The following is an 18,575-nucleotide window of genomic DNA, read 5'->3' as shown; positions in this document are numbered from 1 at the left end:
CGAGCGTCCTGCGGGGGCTGAAGTTGGCGTCAAAGCTACGCGGGTACCGACGGGTTCAGTGCCCCGGACGGCGGCAACCTTCACTTCTGTTAGTGAAATCGCCCGCCGGAAGTCGACAAATCCACGAGGTCACGCACCGGGGCGGCCCCTGCCGCCCCGGTGGTGAGGCACTACTTGGAGAGGCTCTCCACGAAGTCCTGCACGGTGCGGAAAGCGTCCCCGATCTGGTCGAAGTAGCTCTTCGTCGTGCCGATCCACTCCTGAAGAGGGGTCAGTTCCCAGATCAGCCAGCTCGCCACGAACAGTATGAGCAGGGTGAACAGACAGCCCTTGAGACAACCGAGGCCAGGAATCTTCATCGGGTTGGCGCTGCGTTGACGCGGCTCGCGCCGGGGACGGGGCTCCGGGGCGGGCGGGCGCTGCGGTTCGTAGCGCTGCGGCGGGGGCTCCTGGCGGCGCTGCGGTGCCTGGGGCCGCTGCGGCTGCTGGGCGTACGGCGCGGGCCCGCCGTACTGCGGCTGCCCCTGCGGAGGCTGCTGCGGCGCGGGCCGGCGCTGAGGGCGGCGGCGCAGCGGGTCCTCGCTCGGGTCGAGGTACTGCACCTGGGTCTGCTCGCTGCGGTCCCGGGCGGCCCGCATCTGGGACTCCCAGGGGTGCGGCCCGTCGGGCTCCTGCGGTCCGCCGCCGGGCATGCCCTGCGGCATCGGCGGCACCGGCGGCATGGCGCGGGTCGGGTCGCCCTGGCCGTAGCCCGGGCCGCCGGTGGACGGCATCACGCTGGTCGCCGCGCCCGGGTCGTAGGAGCCGGCGTGGGAGGGCAGCACCTGGGTGGAGTCGGCGTCGCCGCCGGCCGGGCCCCCGTCCGTCCCGGGCACCATCGCCGGCGCGGGGTCGGGTGCGAGCAGCGCCGCGACACCCAGCGCCGCCTCGGCCTGAGCCGGGGAGGAGTGCACTCCGACGCCGGCCGCGACGGTGCGCAGCCCGCGGGCGAGGTTCTCGGCGCTGGGCCGCTCCTCGGGGCGCTTGCGCAGGCAGCGCTCTATGACCGTCCACAGCGGCTCGGGGATGGTGCTGGGGCGGCGCGGCTCCTCGCTCAGGTGCCGGTGCAGCACTTCGAGGGCGGTCGCGCCGGCGAACGGCGGCCGGCCGGTGACCAGCTCGTACAGCAGGATGCCGGCGCCGTAGATGTCGACCGCTGAGGTCTGCGGGCGGCCCTCGGCGGACTCCGGCGCCACGTAGGCGGGGGTGCCGACGAATTCGTGGGTGCGGGTCAGGCCCGGGGAGTCGGCGAGGCGCGCGATGCCGAAGTCGGTCAGCATCGGGTGCATCTCGCCGCTGCCGTTCGACCCGGCGAGCAGGACGTTGGCGGGCTTGAGGTCGCGGTGCACCACGCCGTCGGCGTGGCTGGCCGCCAGCGCGTCGGCGATCTGCGCGGTCAGCAGGGAGGCCGCCACCGGGCTGAAGGGGCCGTTGTCGCGCAGATAGCGATGCAGGTCCGGACCGTCGACCAGGTCCATCACCAGGGCGAGCAGATCGCCCTCGACGACGAGGTCACGGGTCCTGACGATGTTGGGGTGGGTGAGCCGCAACAGGACGGAGCGCTCCCGCAGGAAGCGCATCACCACGTCCGCGTCGTTCGCCAGCTCTTCCTTGAGGACCTTGATCGCCACGGTCTCGCCGGGCTCGCCGGCCACGGCGGCCTCGGCGCCCGCCGTCTCCCGCTGACGGGCACGCCAGACGGTGCCCGTGGCACCGCGTCCCAGCGGTTCCTCAAGCAGGTACTTGCTGCCTACCGGCCGCACGTCATGCGCTCCCTGGTCGTGGTGGTTCCTCTGCCTGGCCCGCAGGGTCAGCTCGCGGCCCGTCCGCCCACTGTAATGCCGTCGTACAAGCTCCTGGGCTCGCGACGGCGACGGGGCTTGTGGGGAAGACGTGCCGAAGCGGCGAATGGTTGCCGCCGGCCGCCGGCGGATGTGCGGACGACCGCCCCGGCGGGTCCGGCCCCTTCCGAAGCTGATCATGGCGATCGAAAACCGGCCGTTCACCGCGCGCAAGCAGGCACTTTTTCGCCCTTAGAAGACCAAACAAGATCACTCGTTGGCGGTCGACGGGCGTGTTGTCAGTGGCAGGTGCGAGGATGCACCCAGCACGCATGCGGTGGGGCGCGCGGTCTTTGTCGCGACGTGCACTTGGGACTTGTACGTGCCGACGTGCTCGGGTGCGGTGGGGGAGTGAGCGCGGCCCCTGCCGGATTTCCCGGCAGAAGGGACCGTTGACGGCGATGCAGATCCGGCTGACCGTCCTCGGGCCGCGCAGCGGCCACACCACCCGGGCCTGCGACGTGCTCGTGACGGCCCCCGCCGGGACTCCACTGGCCTCGGTGGCCGGCTCCCTCGCGGCGTCGGTGGCCGGCTCCGGCGCGGACGTCGGCGGCGCCGGCAGCTCCGGGACCGGGAGCTCCGGCGGCTCGGGCAGCCCCGGCAGCGGCCCGGTCGTGCTGTACGCCGGGACCGAGCGGCTCGATCTCCAGCGCGCCGCGATCGGCGAGCCCCCCTTGATCGACGGCGCGGTGCTCTCCCTCCAGGGCCCCGGCCCCGCGCCTGCGCACGGCCTGCCGCACGGCCAGGCCCGGCTGCGCGTCGTCTCCGGGCCCGACGCCGGCGGCGTCCATCTGCTGCACGGCGGCCAGATCCGCATCGGCCGTTCCGCCGACGCGGACGTCCCCCTCGACGACCCGGACGTCTCCCGGCTGCACTGCGCGGTGACCGTCGAACCGGACGGCTCCGTGTATGTCGCCGACCTGCGCTCCACCAACGGCACCGCCGTCGACGGCGCCGACCTCGACGAACAGCCCGCCCCGCTGCGTCCCGGCACCCTGCTGCGCATCGGCGAATCCGCGCTGCGCCTGCAGGCTTCCCCCGGCGCCCCTGACCCGGCCCTGGCCGCCACACCCGACGGCGAGGGGCATCTGCGCATCACCCCGCAGGCGGCGGGCGACGCCGGGCGCGGTGACTCCGGCGCGGTGCGCGGGGACAGCGGCCGGGGCGGCCCGCCGGGCGCTGCGGGGCCGCAGGTCTCGCAGACCGAGGGAGGGTTTGGCGCGTCGGTACGGTGGCCGGAGCCCGGCGCGGACGTCCCGGCGCACCCGGCCCACCACCCCGGCGACGCCACCGGCCCGGACTCCCGGCCCGGCACCTACGACGCCTACGGCACGCAGCCGGGCGGCACCGGCGGTGGCCGGCACGCGGACTCCGCGCCGCTCCCGGCCCAGGCACCGGGCGCACCGGCCCCGTCATCGGGCGGACCGGCCCGGCAGGACGCGCCGCCGCGCGCCGCCACCGCGTGGGACGACGCCCAGCGGCCGCCCGCCTCCCCCGGCCCCGGAGCGGCCTTCCTGGACAGCCCCTCCACCGGCCGTCCCGCCCAGCGCCGCGAGCCCGGGTACGACGACCGTGAAGACGACCAGCCGGGGCACGACCACCGCCGTGCCGGCCACCCGGCGCCCGACCGGCAGGTGCCCGGACACGGCCCCGGCGGCCGCGACGGGTACCCGGCGTATGACGACACCTACCCGCCAGGCACCGGACCCGGTACCCGCCGCGGCACGCCCCTGCGCGGCACTCCCACCGACGGCCTCGGCTCCGGGGTCCGGGAGCGGGCCGAGGGCCTGCCCGCGGGCGCGCAGGAACGGACGCACGGCGGGCAGCAGGCGCTGGCCCCGGCCGAGGCCGAGCCCCCGAGGGGCGCGCGGCGCGGCGGCATCGGTGCCTGGGCGCGGCGGCTGGCCGGCGGCAGGTCCGCGGTGGACCGGCCGGCAGGCGCCCCTGAGCGGACCGTGGACCCGGTCGCGGAGCACGCCGCCGCGTCGCCCCCGGCTGCCGCCTCGGACCTCTCCACCACGGCGGGCCCCGCCGCCCATGAGCGATGGCCGGATGCCGCCGCGATACTGCTCACGGCGCTCGGCCCCGGACCGCGGCTCTGGGAGCGCGGCCCCGATCACCCCGACGTACTGACCGTCCGGCTGGGTACGGCCAGCGGCAGCGGCGGCCGGGCCGCCGTGCCGGTCACCGTCGATCTGCGGCGGGCGGGCGCCCTCGGCCTCGCCGGGCCGCGCGGGCGGCTGGCGGGGCTGACCCGCTCCGCGGTCGCCCAGCTCTCCGCCCTGCACTCCCCCGGCACCCTGGAGATCGTGCTGCTGAGCACGGACCGCTCGCGCAGCAGCGAGGAGCGGGTGGCGGACTGGTCCTGGCTGGGCTGGCTCCCCCAGGTCCGCCCGGCACACGGCCAGGACTGCCGCCTGCTGCTGGCCTACGACAAGGAGCAGGCCACGGCCCGTACGACCGAGCTGGTGCGCCGGCTGGACGACGGTCCTCTGGGGCCCGGCTGGGCCAGCGCCGACCGCGCCGATGTCGCCTCCGCCGCCGCGGGCCACCACGGCCCCTACACCGTCGTGATCGTCGACGGCGACCTCGGCTCGTCGGCGCTGCGCGAGACGGCGGCCCGGCTCGCGGCGGGCGGTCCCGCCGCCGGTATCCACCTCATCTGCCTGGCGGAGACCCCCGCCGCGTCCCCCGCCTTCCCGCTGGCCGCGACGTACGAGGCGGCCCGTGTGGCGTCGCCCGCGTTCGGCGAGTGCGGGGCGGTGGCGGTGCTCAGCGGCGATGTCGCCACGGCGCTGCGCGTCGTCCAGCCGGGCTCCGGGCCGAACGGCACGGTCGCGACGGTGGACGCGGTCTCCGGCGCCTGGGCGGAGCGGTTCGCCCGCGCGCTGGCGCCGCTGCGCGAGGCCGACGCGACGGCCACCGTCGGCGGGCGCACGGTGCACCGCGCGGCCGTCCCGCTGCCCGACTCGTCCCGGCTGCTGGACGAGTTGGGGCTGGCCCGCGCGACCCCCGCGTCGCTGATGGCCCGCTGGGCCGCCGCGACGGACACCGACCGGCCGGGTGCCGCCGCGGTCCTCGGCGCCGGCCCGCACGGCCCGCTCTCCGCCGACCTCGCCTCCGACGGCTCCCATCTGCTCGTGGAGGGCACGGCGGCCACCGGCAAGACCGAGCTGCTGCGGTCACTGGCCGCCTCGCTCGCCGCAGCGGACCGCCCGGATCTGCTGTCGATGGTGCTGGTGGACGGCAGCAGCGAGCGCGGCGAGGGGCTGCGGGTGTGTACGGAACTGCCGCATGTCACGACGTATCTCGCCGCCTCGGACCCGGTCCGGATGCGCGAGTTCGCGCAGGCGCTGTCCTCGGAGCTGAAGCGGCGCGCGGAGATACTGGCCGGGACGCCGTTCGCGGAGTGGCGCGCCAAGCATCTGCCGGCGCCCCGGATCATCGCCCCGCGCCGTACGACCGAGGGCACGACCGGCAGCGCCGCCGGAGAGCCGGACCCGTCCACGACGGGGACGCTGCGGCTGCGGGCGCGCAGCGGTGCGCCGGTGGCGGACGGCGCGGCGGCGGCGCCGATGTCGCGGCTGTTCGTGCTGGTCGACGACTTCGACGAGCTGGTGTCCCCGGCGCTGGGCAGCACGGGCCGGCCGGCCGCCGGTTCGGTGGTGCGGGCCCTGGAGGCGGTCGCCCGGGAGGGTGCCGCGCTCGGCGTGCATCTGATCGCGACGACCGGCCATCCGGACCGTACGGCCGACACCGCGACCTGTGCCCGCGCCGGTCTGCGGGTGCGGCTGGGCGCGTCGGGCGATCCGTCCGACCCGGTCCCGCCCGGCCGCGGGCGGCTGCATCGCGCCGAGGACGGATCCTCCACGCCGTTCCAGGCGGGCCGGGTCACCGGGCGGATACCCAGGACCTCGACCCTGCGGCCGACGGTCGTGCCCCTGGAGTGGCAGCGGATGGGCGATCCCCCGGCCCGGCGCCCGCTGCGCGAGCTGGGCAACGGCCCGACCGATCTGGCGCTGCTGGCCAGCGCGTTGCAGCGCGCCGCGCAGTCCTCGGGAGCGCCGTCCGCCCCGCCCCTGGTCTGAGCCGGGGGCGGGCCGCGGGCCTCCGAGGGACGCTGCGCACCATCCGTCCCGCCGCCCCCACCACCCGTAACAGCCCGATCACAAAAGGCCAGTTGGCGCGGGAGACGGTATTGCGGCCCGGGTGATCAGGGCGTAGGACTGTCGCACACCACAGCTGCACAGCACGGCACCACGGCACCACTCAGGGCACGACGCGAACAGCACGACGCGAACGGCACGGGCAGGGACGCCGCGGCACGACGTGACACGGCGTCCCTCCGCACCGGCACGGCAGGCGCGGCGAAAAGGGGCTGACGGGGATGCGCACACGACTCGACCGCACGGCCGCACGCGGCACGCAGGCGCTAAGGGGCGGCGGCACACGAGGCCCGGCGTCGACGGGACGGACGCGCGCCACCTCCGCACTCGCGGTCACCGCGGCGCTCGCTCTCGCGCTGTCCGCCTGCGGCGGTGGCGGCGGCGCCAAGGAGGAGAGCGAGGGCGGCAAGGGCGGCAGCACCGCCCCCACCGTGTCGCTCCCCAAGCTCAGCGGCCAGAAGCTCCAGGTCACCGCGGTCTGGACGGGCGCCGAGCGGGAGAACTTCGTGAAGGTGCTCGACGAGTTCGAAAAGCGCACCGGCGCGAGCGTCGACTTCGTGCCCAGCGGTGACGACATGGCCGGCTTCGTCGGGTCCAAGATCGCCGGTGGTGGTCAGCCGGACATCGCGATGCTCCAACAGGTCGGCGTCCTCAACGAGTTCGCCGCCAAGGGCTGGCTCAAGCCGCTCGGGGCGACCGCCAAGGCGCAGCTCACCAAGAACTACGCCAAGGGCTGGCAGGATCTCGGCGCCCACAAGGGCACGCAGTACGGCGTGTACTTCAAGGCGAGCAACAAGTCGCTGGTCTGGTACAACGCCAAGGCGTTCGACAACGCCGGCGCCCAGGAGCCGAAGAACTGGCAGGACTTCCTCAAGACCGCGCAGACGCTCTCCGAGTCGGGCGTCGAGCCGGTCTCGGTCGGCGGCTCGGACGGCTGGACGCTGACCGACTGGTTCGAGAACATCTACCTCTCGCAGGCGGGCCCGGAGAAGTACGACCAACTGGCCCAGCACAAGATCAAGTGGACCGACGCCTCGGTCAAGAAGGCGCTGACCACGCTCGGCCAACTCTTCGGCCGCAAGGACCTGCTGGCCGGCGGCAACGCGGGCGCGCTGCAGACGGACTTCCCGACATCGGTGACCCAGACCTTCAGCGGCGGTGACACCCCCAAGGCCGCGATGGTCTCCTCGGCGGACTTCGCCGCGGCCAACATCAGCCAGACCAAGGCCGCGATCGGCACCGACGCCAAGGTCTTCCCGTTCCCCGCGGTGGGCGCCAAGTCCCCCGTGGTGACCGGCGGTGATGTGGCGGTGGCCCTCAAGGACGGCAAGGCGGCGCAGGCGCTGCTGACGTTCCTGGCGTCGACGGACGCGGCCAAGATCTGGGCGCAGGCGGGCGGATTCATCTCGCCCAACAAGGAGTTGGACCAGGCCGCGTACGCCAACGACGTGATGCGTGAGATCGCCAAGGCGCTGATCGCGGCGGGCGACGACTTCCGCTTCGACATGTCCGACCAGGCGCCCGCCGGGTTCGGCGGCAAGCCGGGGCAGGGCGAGTGGAAGGACCTCCAGGACTTCCTCAAGAGCCCCAAGGACATCGCGGGCACCCAGGCACAGCTGGAGAAGGACGCCGCCAAGTCGTTCGGGCACTGACGCCGACCGCCTCGACCGGGACCGGGGGACCGTCACGATGAGCGACGTACACACCAGCACAGAACCCGTCTGCGGCATACCGGGCGGCCCGCCGGCCACCGGCCGTCCGGGCCGCCCCGGCAGGAAACGCCGACGGCTGACGGGCACCCGTCCCTGGATCGCGGCGGCCTTCCTGCTGCCCGCGCTGCTGCTGCTCGGCGCGCTGGTGGTCTATCCCATCGTCTTCTCCGTCCAGCGCAGCCTGTTCGACGCGTCCGGTGACGGCTTCGTGGGGCTGGACAACTACGGCGAGATGTTCTCGGACGACGGCATCCGCACGGCGCTGCAGAACAACGTCATCTGGGTGGTGGTCGCGCCGACCGTCTCGACGGCGCTGGGGCTGATCTTCGCGGTGCTGACCGAGCGGATCAGCTGGGGCACCGCCTTCAAACTGGTCGTCTTCATGCCGATGGCGATCTCGATGCTGGCGGCCGGGATCATCTTCCGGCTGGTCTACGACCAGGATCCGGAGCGCGGGGTCGCCAACGCGGTGTGGGTCGGCGTGCACGACACCTTCGCGGATCCGGCGCCGTTCCCCGGCGCCAAGCCGCGGCCGAACGCGGATCTGCGGCCTTCCGGGGGCGGCGCGTTCACGACGAAGTCGGCCGTGGCCGCCACGTCCCCGGCGAATGTGCCGCTGGTCGCCGTGCAGCCCGACGACGTGCGCGGGGCCCAGCGCGCCGCTGCCGCCACCGCCCGGCCCGGCAAGGTCACCGGCACCGTCTGGCTGGACTTCACCCGCGGGGGCGGCGGACGCGTCAACGCCATCGACCCGGGCGAGAAGGCGCTGGCCGGCATCACGGTCGAGGCGGTCCGGGGCGGCAAGGTGGTCGCCTCGGCGACGACGGCGGCCGACGGGACGTACGCACTGCCCGCCGACCGGGCCGGCGGCGCCCAACTCCGGCTGCCCGCCGCGAACTTCGCCGAGGCATACCGCGGCATCAACTGGCTCGGCCCCGCGCTGGTCACCCCGGCCATCATCGGCAGTTACGTGTGGATGTGGGCGGGCTTCGCGATGGTGCTGATCGCGGCGGGTCTGGCGGCGGTGCCGCGGGAGCTGCTGGAGGCGGCGCGGGTGGACGGCGCGGGCGAATGGCAGGTCTTCCGCCGCGTGACGGTGCCGCTGCTGGCACCGGTCCTGGTGGTCGTGCTGGTCACGCTCATGATCAACGTGTTGAAGATCTTCGACCTGGTCTACATCATCGCGCCGGGCTCCAGCGTCAGGTCCGCCAATGTGCTCGCGCTCCAGCTGTTCCAGTCGTCGTTCGGCACGGACGTCGACGAGGGCCTGGGCAGCGCGATCGCCGTATTCCTGCTGCTGCTCGTGCTGCCGGTGATGTACGTCAATCTCCGGCGCATACGGAAGGAGCGTCGCCGATGACCACCGTGGACGGTGCCGTACGGGCCAAGCGGTCGATGGCCACGCGGCTGGCGGCCCGGACCGGCGGCGGGGCGCTGCGGATCTTCCTGGTCCTCGTCGGCCTGTTCTGGCTGATGCCCACCATCGGGCTGCTGATCTCGTCGCTGCGCAGCCCGCAGCAGATCTCCGAGTCCGGGTGGTGGCAGGTCTTCCGGGCCCCGGCGCAGATCACCTGGGACAACTACAGCCAGCTGCTGTCCAACGACAAGGTCATGGGCTCGCTGCTGACCACCGCGGCGATCACGGTGCCGGCGACGGTGCTGGTCGTCGTCATCGGGTCGCTGGCCGGCTATGCCTTCGCGTGGCTGGACTTCCCCGGCCGCGACATCTGGTTCATGGTCGTCGTCGGGCTGCTGGTCGTCCCGGTCCAGGTGGCGCTGATTCCCGTGGCCGAGCTGTTCGGCGCGGTCGGGCTCTTCGAGACGACGGCCGGGGTGATCCTCTTCCACACGGCCTTCGGCCTGCCGTTCGCGGTGTTCCTGCTGCGCAACTTCTTCGCGGAGATCCCCCGGGAGCTGCTGGAGGCGGCCCGGCTGGACGGGGCGGGCGAACTACGGCTGTTCACCCGGGTGGTGATGCCGCTGGGCGGGCCCGCCATCGCGTCGCTGGGGATCTTCCAGTTCCTGTGGGTGTGGAACGACATGCTGATCGCGCTGATCTTCGCGGACAGCGGCAGCCCGCCGATCACCGTCGCCCTCCAGCAGGAGGTGCGGCAGTTCGGCAACAACATCGACGTCCTGGCGCCGGGCGCGTTCGTGTCGATGGTGGTCCCGTTGATCGTCTTCTTCGCCTTCCAGCGCCAGTTCGTCTCGGGTGTGATGGCGGGCGCGGTGAAGTAGCAGGTGCGGTGAAGCAGCGCGCCACCACTGCCGGTCCGCGCGCCATCTTCCGTTCATTTCCGTCCCCCTACGATGACGGCCGATGACGGTCACGCCGTGCACCGCGTGGTGCGAGCGGCATGCGTCGGGGCGGCCGCGTGCGCGTACGCCCCGCCCGTGCCGAGCGGTGGCGCCCCGGCGCCGCCCTGCCCCGCGCGCCTCGGCCACGCCACGGCATCCGGCCGTATCGGCAGCAGCACCCGGCGGACACATCCGCGGCGCAGCACCGCCGCCACATATCGCACCCGCACACCTGCGCGTCGCCCCTCGCCCTGGATTCCCGACCGTCTGGAGACGGACCGCACATGACTGCCCTCACCGCAGACCAGAGTGCCGAACAACTCCCGCGACCCACGCGACTGTCCGAGGTCAAAGGCTGGTTCTTCACCGCTGACCAGCTGCTTTTCGACTGGTTCCTCGCGCATCAGCGGGACCGGTCCGAGTCGGGCGACCTGCTCGAACTGGGCGCGTACATGGGCAAGAGCGCGATCTTCCTCGGCGCACGGCTGCGCGCCGGCGAGCGCTTCACGGTCTGTGATCTCTTCGACTCCCCCGCCGAGGACGCCTCCAACTCCCGGGAGATGAAGAAGTCCTACGCGACCCTGACCCGCCGCGCGTTCGAAGCCAACTACCTCGCGTTCCATGACGAGTTGCCCACCGTCGTGCAGGGCCTCAGTTCCGTCGTCCGGGATCACGTCGAGGACAACACGGTACGTTTCGCCCATATCGATGCCTCGCATCTGTACGAGCATGTCCACGGCGACATCCTGGCGGTCCGCGAGCTGCTCACCGACCAGGGCATCGTCGTCCTGGACGACTTCCGCGCCGAGCACTGCCCCGGCGTGGCCGCCGCCACCTGGCAGGCCGTGGTGAACGAGGGCCTGCGGCCGGTCTGCATCACCGGCACGAAGTTCTACGGCACGTGGGGCGACCCGGAGCCGCTGCAGGCGGCCCTGCTGGCGTGGATCGAGTCACACAAGGACATCTGGCACGAGGTGCAGCAGGTCAACGGCGCCCCGCTGATCCGGCTGAGCGCCAAGGGCGCCAAGGACCCCGCCCAGCCGGTCTCCCGCCACGCGTCGCCGCTCCGCCCGCGCGCCGCGGACCGGGCGCCGGCGGCATCCGCGGCCCGCGCGGTTCCCCGCCCCCGGCCCGGCTCGCTGCGTCGCGTCGCACTGAACGTGCTGCCGCCGGTCCTCACCAAGGCGGTCGTCGCCGCCCGCCGCAAGGGCCGCGCGGCATCCCGCTAGGCGGCCGGACGTCGCGAGCGGGGCGGGGCCGCGCCGGCACCTCTCAGAGCGGCACCTGCCCCACCAGCACGAACGCGTTGCCGCGCAGCAGCTTCCCGGCCGGGCGCGGCAGCGGCGAGGAGTAGGTGCGCCGGACGGCCAGGCCCGCGGACTCGGCGAAGGCCCGCAGCAGCGGGAAGTCGGTGAAGCGGACCGCGGCGGGGGTCGCCCGGTGACCGGCTTCCTGCGGGGTGATCAGCACGATTCCGCCGCCGGGCCGGACATACGGCACGTAGGCCCGCAGCAGGTCCTCGACCTGCTCGTCGTCCAGGCGGTCCAGGACGTGCGCGCACAGCAGGGCGTCGAAGGCGCCGGGCCGGGCGTGCGGGCTCGCGAGGAACGCGTCGGCGGTAAAGGCGGTCAGACCGCGGGCCCGGCACCGCGCCACGTCCTCCGGGTCGTGGTCCACACCGACGCTGCCGGACCCGCAGCCCGCCAGGGCGTCGCCGGTGCCGCAGCCGATGTCGAGGACCCGGCCCCGGCCGATCCGCCGCAGCTGCCTGCGGTGCGGGGGCCGGACGGGCCCGATCCGCGGCGAGCCGGTGCGCCCCGGGGCCGGCCGTCGCGCGGTCGAGGCGTGCGGCGCGGTGCCGCTGAGGGAGGAGCCGGCGCCCGGGGCGCCGGCGGGGTCGCCGCCGGGGCCGGCGGCCTCGGGACTGTCGGTGGCGGCGGAGCTGTCGGTACGGCCGGACATCGGGTCGCGGTCACCTTTCCCTCGGGGCCCGGCGCAACGGCGCCGGGACGACACCCCACGGGTCTACGGCATCGGACCGGGCCCGCCCGCACGGCGCGCCGGTCCGCCCCCGACGGCTCCCCGGCTCGGCGGCGCGCCGGTCACCCGGCGCCCCGCCCCACGGCCGCCTCATACGCCCGCGCCCAGCAGGCGGCCGCGCTCCTCCGCCTCGCGCGGGGTGGGTGCCACGGTGCGCTCCGACGCCGGCAGCGGCGGCAGCAGTTCGTCGTCGCCGAGCAGTACCCGGCGCACCACGCGCTCGGCGGCCTGCCCGTCGTCGTACGGGCAGAACCGCTCCCGGAAGGCGGCCCGCATACCGGCCGCGTGCGGGGCGTCCCAGCGGCCGGAGCGGAAGGCGTCGGCGACGGCGTACTCGTCGTCGGCGACCACGCCGGGGGTGTCGCCCGGCTCGCCGGAGAGCAGGTCGACATAGACGCCGCGGGCGCGCCGGAAGGTCTCCCAGTCGGCGGAGTGGACCACGATCGGCCGGTCCAGGCAGGCGTAGTCGAACAGCAGGGACGAGAAGTCGCAGAGCAGCGCGTCGGATGCCAGGCACAGCTCCTCGACACGGAGGTGGCGGGAGACGTCGAGGATCCTGCCGGCGTCCCGGAGGGCCGCGAGCCCGGCGTTCGGGCCGTACAACGGGTGGGCGCGGACGAGGAGTTGGTAGCCCGCTCCGAGGTCGCGGCTGAGCCGTTCCAGGTCGAGCGGCGGGGTGACGTCGCGCAGGTAGCCGCGGTGGGTGGGGGTGTAGAGGACGGCGGTGGTGCCGGGTTGGATGCCGAGCCGGGCGCGCAGGGCGCGGATGTCGTCGGCGGTGGCGGTGAAGTAGGCGTCGTTGCGCGGATATCCGGTGGGCAGGGTCTCGTAGCCGCTGGGGTAGGCCCGCTCCCAGACCTCGCTGGAGTGCGGGTTCGCGCTGAGGTTGTAGTCCCACTGGTCGGCGTGGTCCAGCAGCCGGGTGAAGCTGACGCCGGCCGCCGCCGCGGGGTAGCGGCGCAGATCCATGCCCATGGCCTTCAGGGGCGTCCCGTGGTGGGTCTGCAGGAAGATCTGGTCCGGCCGCTTGTGGAACGGGCGGCCGAAGTCCGCGTTGTGCACGAGGTACTTGGCGCGGGCCAGCACCTCCCAGTAGCGCCGGGAGCCGGTCACGACATGGTCCACCCCGGCCGGCACCTCGTCGCGGTCACGGGCGTTCACCGCCCAGACGCCGTGCAGATGGGGTGCGGTCTCGCGGGCCTTGCGGTAGACCGCGGCGGGGCTGCAGTGCACGCCGCGGTTGCCGTACGCGCCGTAGAGCACGAGGTTGTCGTCCAGCGGGCGGCGCAGCTGGAGCCGGTAGTAGCGCTCGGAGGCGGTACGGGCGGCGGCCTCGCGGCGGGTGCGCAGCTGCTCGGCGGCGCCCCTGCGCAGCGCGTCGGCGCCGCGCAGCGAACGGTAGCCGCCGTACGAGCCGAGCCCGGCGGGCAGCGGCACGCCGGACGGGCGGTGCCGGCGCAGGGTGCCGGCCGCGGCGCGGTGGAAGTCGGCCCGGTCGGCCGGCGGGACGCGGGCGCCGTCCGCGAGGATCGCCAGGAGGTGGCGGGCGGCCCGGTCGTAGAGCACGGGGGCCAGGACGGCCGCGTCAGGGTGCCGGGCGACACGGTGCAGAAGTTCGTCGTAGCGGTCCACGGCGACGAGGTGGTGCCGGCCGGGGGTCGTCGAGGCGCTGCCGCGGCGGCGCCGGCGCCAGGTGACGCAGATGCGGTCCAGGGTCGCGATCCGCTCGGCGTCCAGCAGCATGCCGAAGGCGACCGGGAGGTCCTCGTAGGGGCCGTCGGCGAATGCCAGGGCCCGCGCGCGCCAGACGTCGCGGCGCACGGCGCGGTTCCAGGCGGCGGGCAGCACCCCGAGCACGCCGGGGCGTTCCGCGGCGGTGAAGACATCGGTGCGGGCGGCCGCGGGGCCGGCGGCCTTCGCGGTGCGCGGTACGGCCTTCCTGGGTCCCGGCGTGGTGTGCGCCGTCGCGCGCTCCAGGAACTCTCCGTCGCCGCTGGGCCGCACCCGCTCCCAGACGTCCGTGCGCGCGTGGTCCCACAGCAGGATGTCCGGGGCTCCGGTGGCGCGCAGCCGCTTGTCGATGGCGGCCAGGGCGTCCGGCGCGAGGGTGTCGTCGCCGTCGAGGAAGAGCAGATAGTCGCCTTGTGCGCGGGCCGCCCCGGCGTTACGGGCGGGCCCCGCACCCCCGGGCCTCGCCAGGTGCAGCCCGACCAGCCGCGGATCGCGGCCGGCGTATTCATCGATGATCGCCCCGCCCTCGTCCGTCGAGCAGTCGTCGACCGCGATCAACTCCAGGTCGCCGAAGGGCTGGTCGAGGACGGAGCTGAGGCAGCCGCGGAGGAATCCCTGCACGCTGCGGGCGGGGACGATGACGCTGAAGCGGGGCATGGCCATCCCGTGGATCGAGACACTCAAACAGCGGACGAACGCCGAGCGTAACGATGCGGACACAGAGTGTCGATCATCTGCCTCACCCTTTCAGCGCAGATCCGGTGACCGGGTCGCCGATGGGCGAGTTGAACGCCCCGTCCCGTGTCTGAACCTGTCCGGAAAGGCTTGGTCCGCGCATGAAGCCTCGGCTCACCGTTGTCGTACCGGTCCCTCGCACCGAGGGGTCCGAACGGAATATGGAGGAGTGCCTGGAGTCGGTGGCGGCTCAGACGCTGACCGCACTGGATGTGGTGATGGTGGACGCCGGCCCGGCGGACGAGGGGCACGGATCCGCCGAGAGCGCGCCCACCGCCCTCGCCCGCCGCTTCACCGAGCGGGACCCGCGCTTCCGCATCGTCCGCGGCGCCGCGCACGGCTCCTGCGGCCCCGGCGCGGCGCGCAACGCCGGCGCCCGGCACGCCTATCCGGACACCGGCCATCTCGCCTTCCTCGACGCCGACGACGTGCTGTTGCCCCGCGCGTACGAGGATCTCGTCGGCCTGCTGGACAAGTCCGGTGCGGACTTCGCGACCGGCAATGTCTACCGGCTCGGCGCGGCCGGCCGCAGCCAGTCCCGGCACCATCCGGCCGGCCGGGAGACCGCGCTGCGCACCCACATCACCGAGGACCTCACCCTGCTGTCCGACCATTTCGCCCGCAACAAGGTCTTCCGGCGGGCGTTCTGGGACCGGCACGCCCTCGCCTTTCCCGACGGCGAGTGGTGCGAGGACGCGGCCGTGACGCTGCCGGCCCACTTCCTCGCCGACGCGGTCGACGTGCTCCACGAGCACGTCTGCTACTGGCGCCTGCCGGACGGCCCCGGCCGCCACCGGCCGCCGGACGCCCGGTCGGTCCGGGACCGGTTCGCGGCGGTGGCGGGCGTCCGCGCCTTTCTCACCGACCCGGCCCGCAGCCGCTGGTCGGCGTGTCTGCCGGACTACGACCGGGCGGTGCTCACCGACGAGTTGCCCGACCTCATCGAGGCGCTGCCGGCTGCCTCCGCGGAGTGCAGGGCCGTTTTCCTGGAGTGCGCCCGCGACTTCCTGTCCCGCGTCGACCCTCAGCTCTTCCCGGCGCTGCCGGTGGAATTGCGGATGCGCTGGTACCTGGTCCGCGCCGGCCGGCTCGCGGACCTGCTGACGCTGCTCGCGCACGAGGCACGCAACCCCGGCGGCTTCACGGTCACCGGGCCGCCGCTGCGCAAGCGGGCGGTGCTGCCGCTCACGCCGCCGCTCGCCCTGCCGCCCGGCGTGACCCGGCTGGAGGGTACGGACTTCCCCGTACGCGCCCGGGTTCTGGAGGCGGTGTGGCAGAACGGGACGCTGCTGCTGCGCGGCTACGCCTACATCCGCAACCTGGACGCCGCCACCCGGCACGGCTACCTCAGGACGGCCGTGGTCTCCCAGGGGCGTCGCCGGATCCTGCTGCCACTGCGGCCCGTGGCGATGCCGCAGGCCACCGCGGACTCCGGTCAGGAACAGCACTGCTACGACTGGTCGGGCTTCGAGCTGGCCCTCGATCCGCGCCGGCTGCGCAAGGCCGGCCGCTGGGAGGAGGGCGACTGGAGCGTCAGCGTGCTGCTGGCGTCGGCGGGCGTGGTGCGGGCCGCCGGGCTGTGCGCACCGGACGCCGGCTCGGGCGCCGCGCCGCTCGGCCACGAGGTCGTGCCGTTCGCGGAGGTGGCACCCGAAAAGGGAGAGACCGGAGAGGCAGTAGGGGCAGTAGAGGCAGACGGTCAGCCCGAACAAGGCCGTCAGGCCGGCCAGGGGGTGGAGAACGCGTGGCCCGACACGGCCGCGGAATCCGGTGAGCACGCAGCCGTCCGGGTCACCCCCCGGTACGCGGACGGGCGGCTGCGGCTGTCCGTCGAGCGCAGGACACACCGGCTGGCCGGCCACCGCGCGGCGGCGGCCGGCGCCCTGGACCTGACCGTCACCACCCCCGGCCCGGCCCCGTCCGCCCTGCGGCTGACGCACCGGGGAACCGGCACGGTGGTGTCCTTCCCGGTGGAGAACGCCGAGGCGGCAGGGAGCGGCGACGACCCGGCGCCCGGCCACCGGCGGCTCACCGTCCGCATCCGGCTCGACACCCTCGCCGATGCGCGTCCCACCCGGGACGGCGCCCCGCAGGCGATCCCGCCGGCACACACCGAGACCTGGGCGGCGGAGCTGGTCCTGGCCGACGGCGGTATCGAGCCCGTCGCCTGCGCACCGGACCTCCCGCCCGTCGCCCACCCCCTCTCGCACGGCCGGGAGCTGGTCGTGGCGGCGACCCCGGGCGGGGACCTCGTGCTGCACGACCGCACCCCGCAGCCGTTCCTGGACCGCGTCTTCTGGCGCGCCGACGGCACCCTGCTGCTGGCGGGCCCGCTGCCGGACGCCGCGCCGCACGCCACCGAGCTGGTGCTGCGGCACGCCGCGCACGCCACCGAGACCGCCTTCCCCACCACGCACGACGGCAGCCGCTTCCACTGCGCGCTGCCACTGGGCGCGCTCCCCTCGCTCGCCGGGCCGGTGCCGTTGCGGGAGGGCCGCTGGACGCTTCATCTGCGCGAGCAGGGCGCGGCCGGCACCCCGCTGGACGCACCGGTGCGCTTCCCGCCCGCCGTCTTCGACGGACTGCCCGCGACCCGTACCGTCCGCGGCAAGCCGCTCGTCCTCGACCGGCACCGGCAGGACGAGGCGTTCGTCGCGGCCGGGCCCACGCTGCCCGCCATCGACCGCGGTCCCTACCGCCGCCGGGTGCTGCGCGAACAGCACTACCCGCTGCACCGCACCCGCCCCCTGCGCGAGACCGTCCTCTACAGCAGCTTCGGCGGACGCGCGTACGGGGACTCCCCGCGCGCCGTCCACGAGGAACTGCTGCGCAGGGGGACGGAGGTGGAGCACCTGTGGGCGGTACGCGACGCCCAGGCCCCGGTGCCGGGCGCCGCCCGCGCCGTGGTGGTGGGCAGCGCCGCCTGGCACGGCGCGCTGGCGCACAGCCGCTGGGTCGTCACCAACACCCACCTGCCGGCGTGGTTCACCCGGCGGGACGGCCAGACGGTCGTCCAGACCTGGCACGGCACCCCGCTCAAGCGGATCGGCGCCGACCTGGCCGGCACGCTCTGCGCCGGACTGGCCCATCTGGCACCCCGGGCACGGCCCGAACGGCAGTGGAGCGTGCTGCTCTCCCCCAACGCGCACAGCACCCCGGTGCTGCGCTCCGCGCTCGGCTACTCCGGTGAGCTGCTGGAGTCCGGCCTGCCACGCACCGACGCGCTGGTGCACCCCGAGCGGGAGCACGCGGCCGCGGCCGTACGCGCACACCTCGGCATCCCGCGGGACAAGAAGGTCGTGCTGTACGCACCGACCCCCCGGGACCACCTGGCCTACGACGCCCGCCACCACCGCCTGCATCTGCCGCTCGACCTCACGGCCGCCCGGCGTGCGCTGGAGGCGGACCACGTGCTGCTGGTCCGCGGCCATCCGCTGGTCGCCGACCGGCTGCCGGCCCACCACGCGCCGTTCGCCATGGATGTCTCCACCCACCCGGACGCCACCGAGCTGCTGCTGGCCGCCGATGTCCTGGTGACCGACTACTCGTCGCTGGCGGCCGACTTCGCCAACACCGGGCGTCCGATGCTCTTCCTGACCCCCGACCTGCCGCACTACCGCGACACCCTGCGCGGCTTCACCCTCGACTTCGAGGCCCGCGTCCCCGGTCCGCTGCTCACCTCGACGGAGGAACTGATCGACGCCCTCGGCGATCTGGACGCCATCGCCCGGGCGGGGGCGGACGCCTATGCGGACTTCCGTCAGGCGTTCTGTCACCGCGACGACGGCGGCGCGGCGGGCCGGGTCGCCGACCTGCTGACGGAGTGACGCGCGGCGCCCGGACACGTGCGGGCCCGCCCGCGGCGACCGGGCCGCGGCAAGTCGTGCGGCGCGGATCGGCATCCGGCGGCGCTCGCGTCGTTACAGCATGTGCAGGCGTCCTCACGGACACCCGCACACCCAAGTCCGGTCTTTCGGTCCGTCACAGGACAGTAAGGACAGGGAAAACCGTGG

9 protein-coding genes are annotated in these 18,575 nt (G+C 74.5%); 6 read left to right on the top strand and 3 right to left on the bottom strand.

Annotated features, from left to right (window positions below):
• Positions 1-170: 170 nt before the first annotated feature.
• Entirely contained in the window at positions 171-1,802 is a 1,632-nt protein-coding gene (locus ACH4FH_RS35970) for a protein kinase (protein ID WP_398560178.1), read from the bottom strand.
• A gap of 479 nt (positions 1,803-2,281) precedes the next feature.
• On the opposite strand from ACH4FH_RS35970, the gene ACH4FH_RS35965 reads away from it, so the two are divergent.
• The 5 genes from ACH4FH_RS35965 to ACH4FH_RS35945 all read left to right on the top strand — a co-directional run bounded on the left by ACH4FH_RS35965 (position 2,282) and on the right by ACH4FH_RS35945 (position 11,285).
• Entirely contained in the window at positions 2,282-5,968 is a 3,687-nt protein-coding gene (locus tag ACH4FH_RS35965) for an FHA domain-containing protein (RefSeq protein WP_398560201.1), read from the top strand.
• Between the two features lie 299 nt (positions 5,969-6,267).
• Positions 6,268-7,698: an ABC transporter substrate-binding protein gene (locus ACH4FH_RS35960; RefSeq protein WP_398560177.1), complete on the top strand. Its 1,431-nt coding sequence runs from the start codon at positions 6,268-6,270 to the stop codon at positions 7,696-7,698.
• Between the two features lie 37 nt (positions 7,699-7,735).
• The gene (locus ACH4FH_RS35955; protein ID WP_398560176.1) at positions 7,736-9,118 is read left to right on the top strand and encodes a carbohydrate ABC transporter permease; all 1,383 of its coding nucleotides are present in this window, start codon (positions 7,736-7,738) and stop codon (positions 9,116-9,118) included.
• Entirely contained in the window at positions 9,115-9,996 is an 882-nt protein-coding gene (locus tag ACH4FH_RS35950; protein ID WP_398560175.1) for a carbohydrate ABC transporter permease, read from the top strand. Before ACH4FH_RS35955 ends, ACH4FH_RS35950 begins: the two co-directional genes overlap by 4 nt.
• Before the next feature lie 344 nt (positions 9,997-10,340).
• The gene (locus tag ACH4FH_RS35945; RefSeq protein WP_398560174.1) at positions 10,341-11,285 is read left to right on the top strand and encodes a class I SAM-dependent methyltransferase; all 945 of its coding nucleotides are present in this window, start codon (positions 10,341-10,343) and stop codon (positions 11,283-11,285) included.
• A 43-nt stretch (positions 11,286-11,328) separates the two neighbouring features.
• Here the strand turns inward: ACH4FH_RS35945 and ACH4FH_RS35940 are convergent, their stop codons facing one another.
• Together ACH4FH_RS35940 and ACH4FH_RS35935 are read right to left on the bottom strand one after the other, a co-directional pair.
• Positions 11,329-12,018: a class I SAM-dependent methyltransferase gene (locus tag ACH4FH_RS35940; protein ID WP_398560173.1), complete on the bottom strand. Its 690-nt coding sequence runs from the start codon at positions 12,016-12,018 to the stop codon at positions 11,329-11,331.
• A 168-nt stretch (positions 12,019-12,186) separates the two neighbouring features.
• Positions 12,187-14,490: a CDP-glycerol glycerophosphotransferase family protein gene (locus ACH4FH_RS35935; RefSeq protein ID WP_398560172.1), complete on the bottom strand. Its 2,304-nt coding sequence runs from the start codon at positions 14,488-14,490 to the stop codon at positions 12,187-12,189.
• 173 nt (positions 14,491-14,663) lie between these two features.
• Between ACH4FH_RS35935 and ACH4FH_RS35930 the strand changes: the two genes are divergently transcribed.
• A complete protein-coding gene (locus ACH4FH_RS35930) occupies positions 14,664-18,389 on the top strand; it encodes a CDP-glycerol glycerophosphotransferase family protein (protein ID WP_398560171.1) in 3,726 nt (1,241 codons plus the stop codon).
• Positions 18,390-18,575: the final 186 nt, after the last annotated feature.

It is taken from the genome of Streptomyces sp. NPDC017993 (assembly GCF_044328065.1).
Taxonomy (GTDB): Bacteria; Actinomycetota; Actinomycetes; order Streptomycetales; family Streptomycetaceae; genus Streptomyces.
The sequence above is the reverse complement of the archived record's forward strand: the minus strand, read 5'-3'. Positions and strand labels throughout refer to the sequence as shown.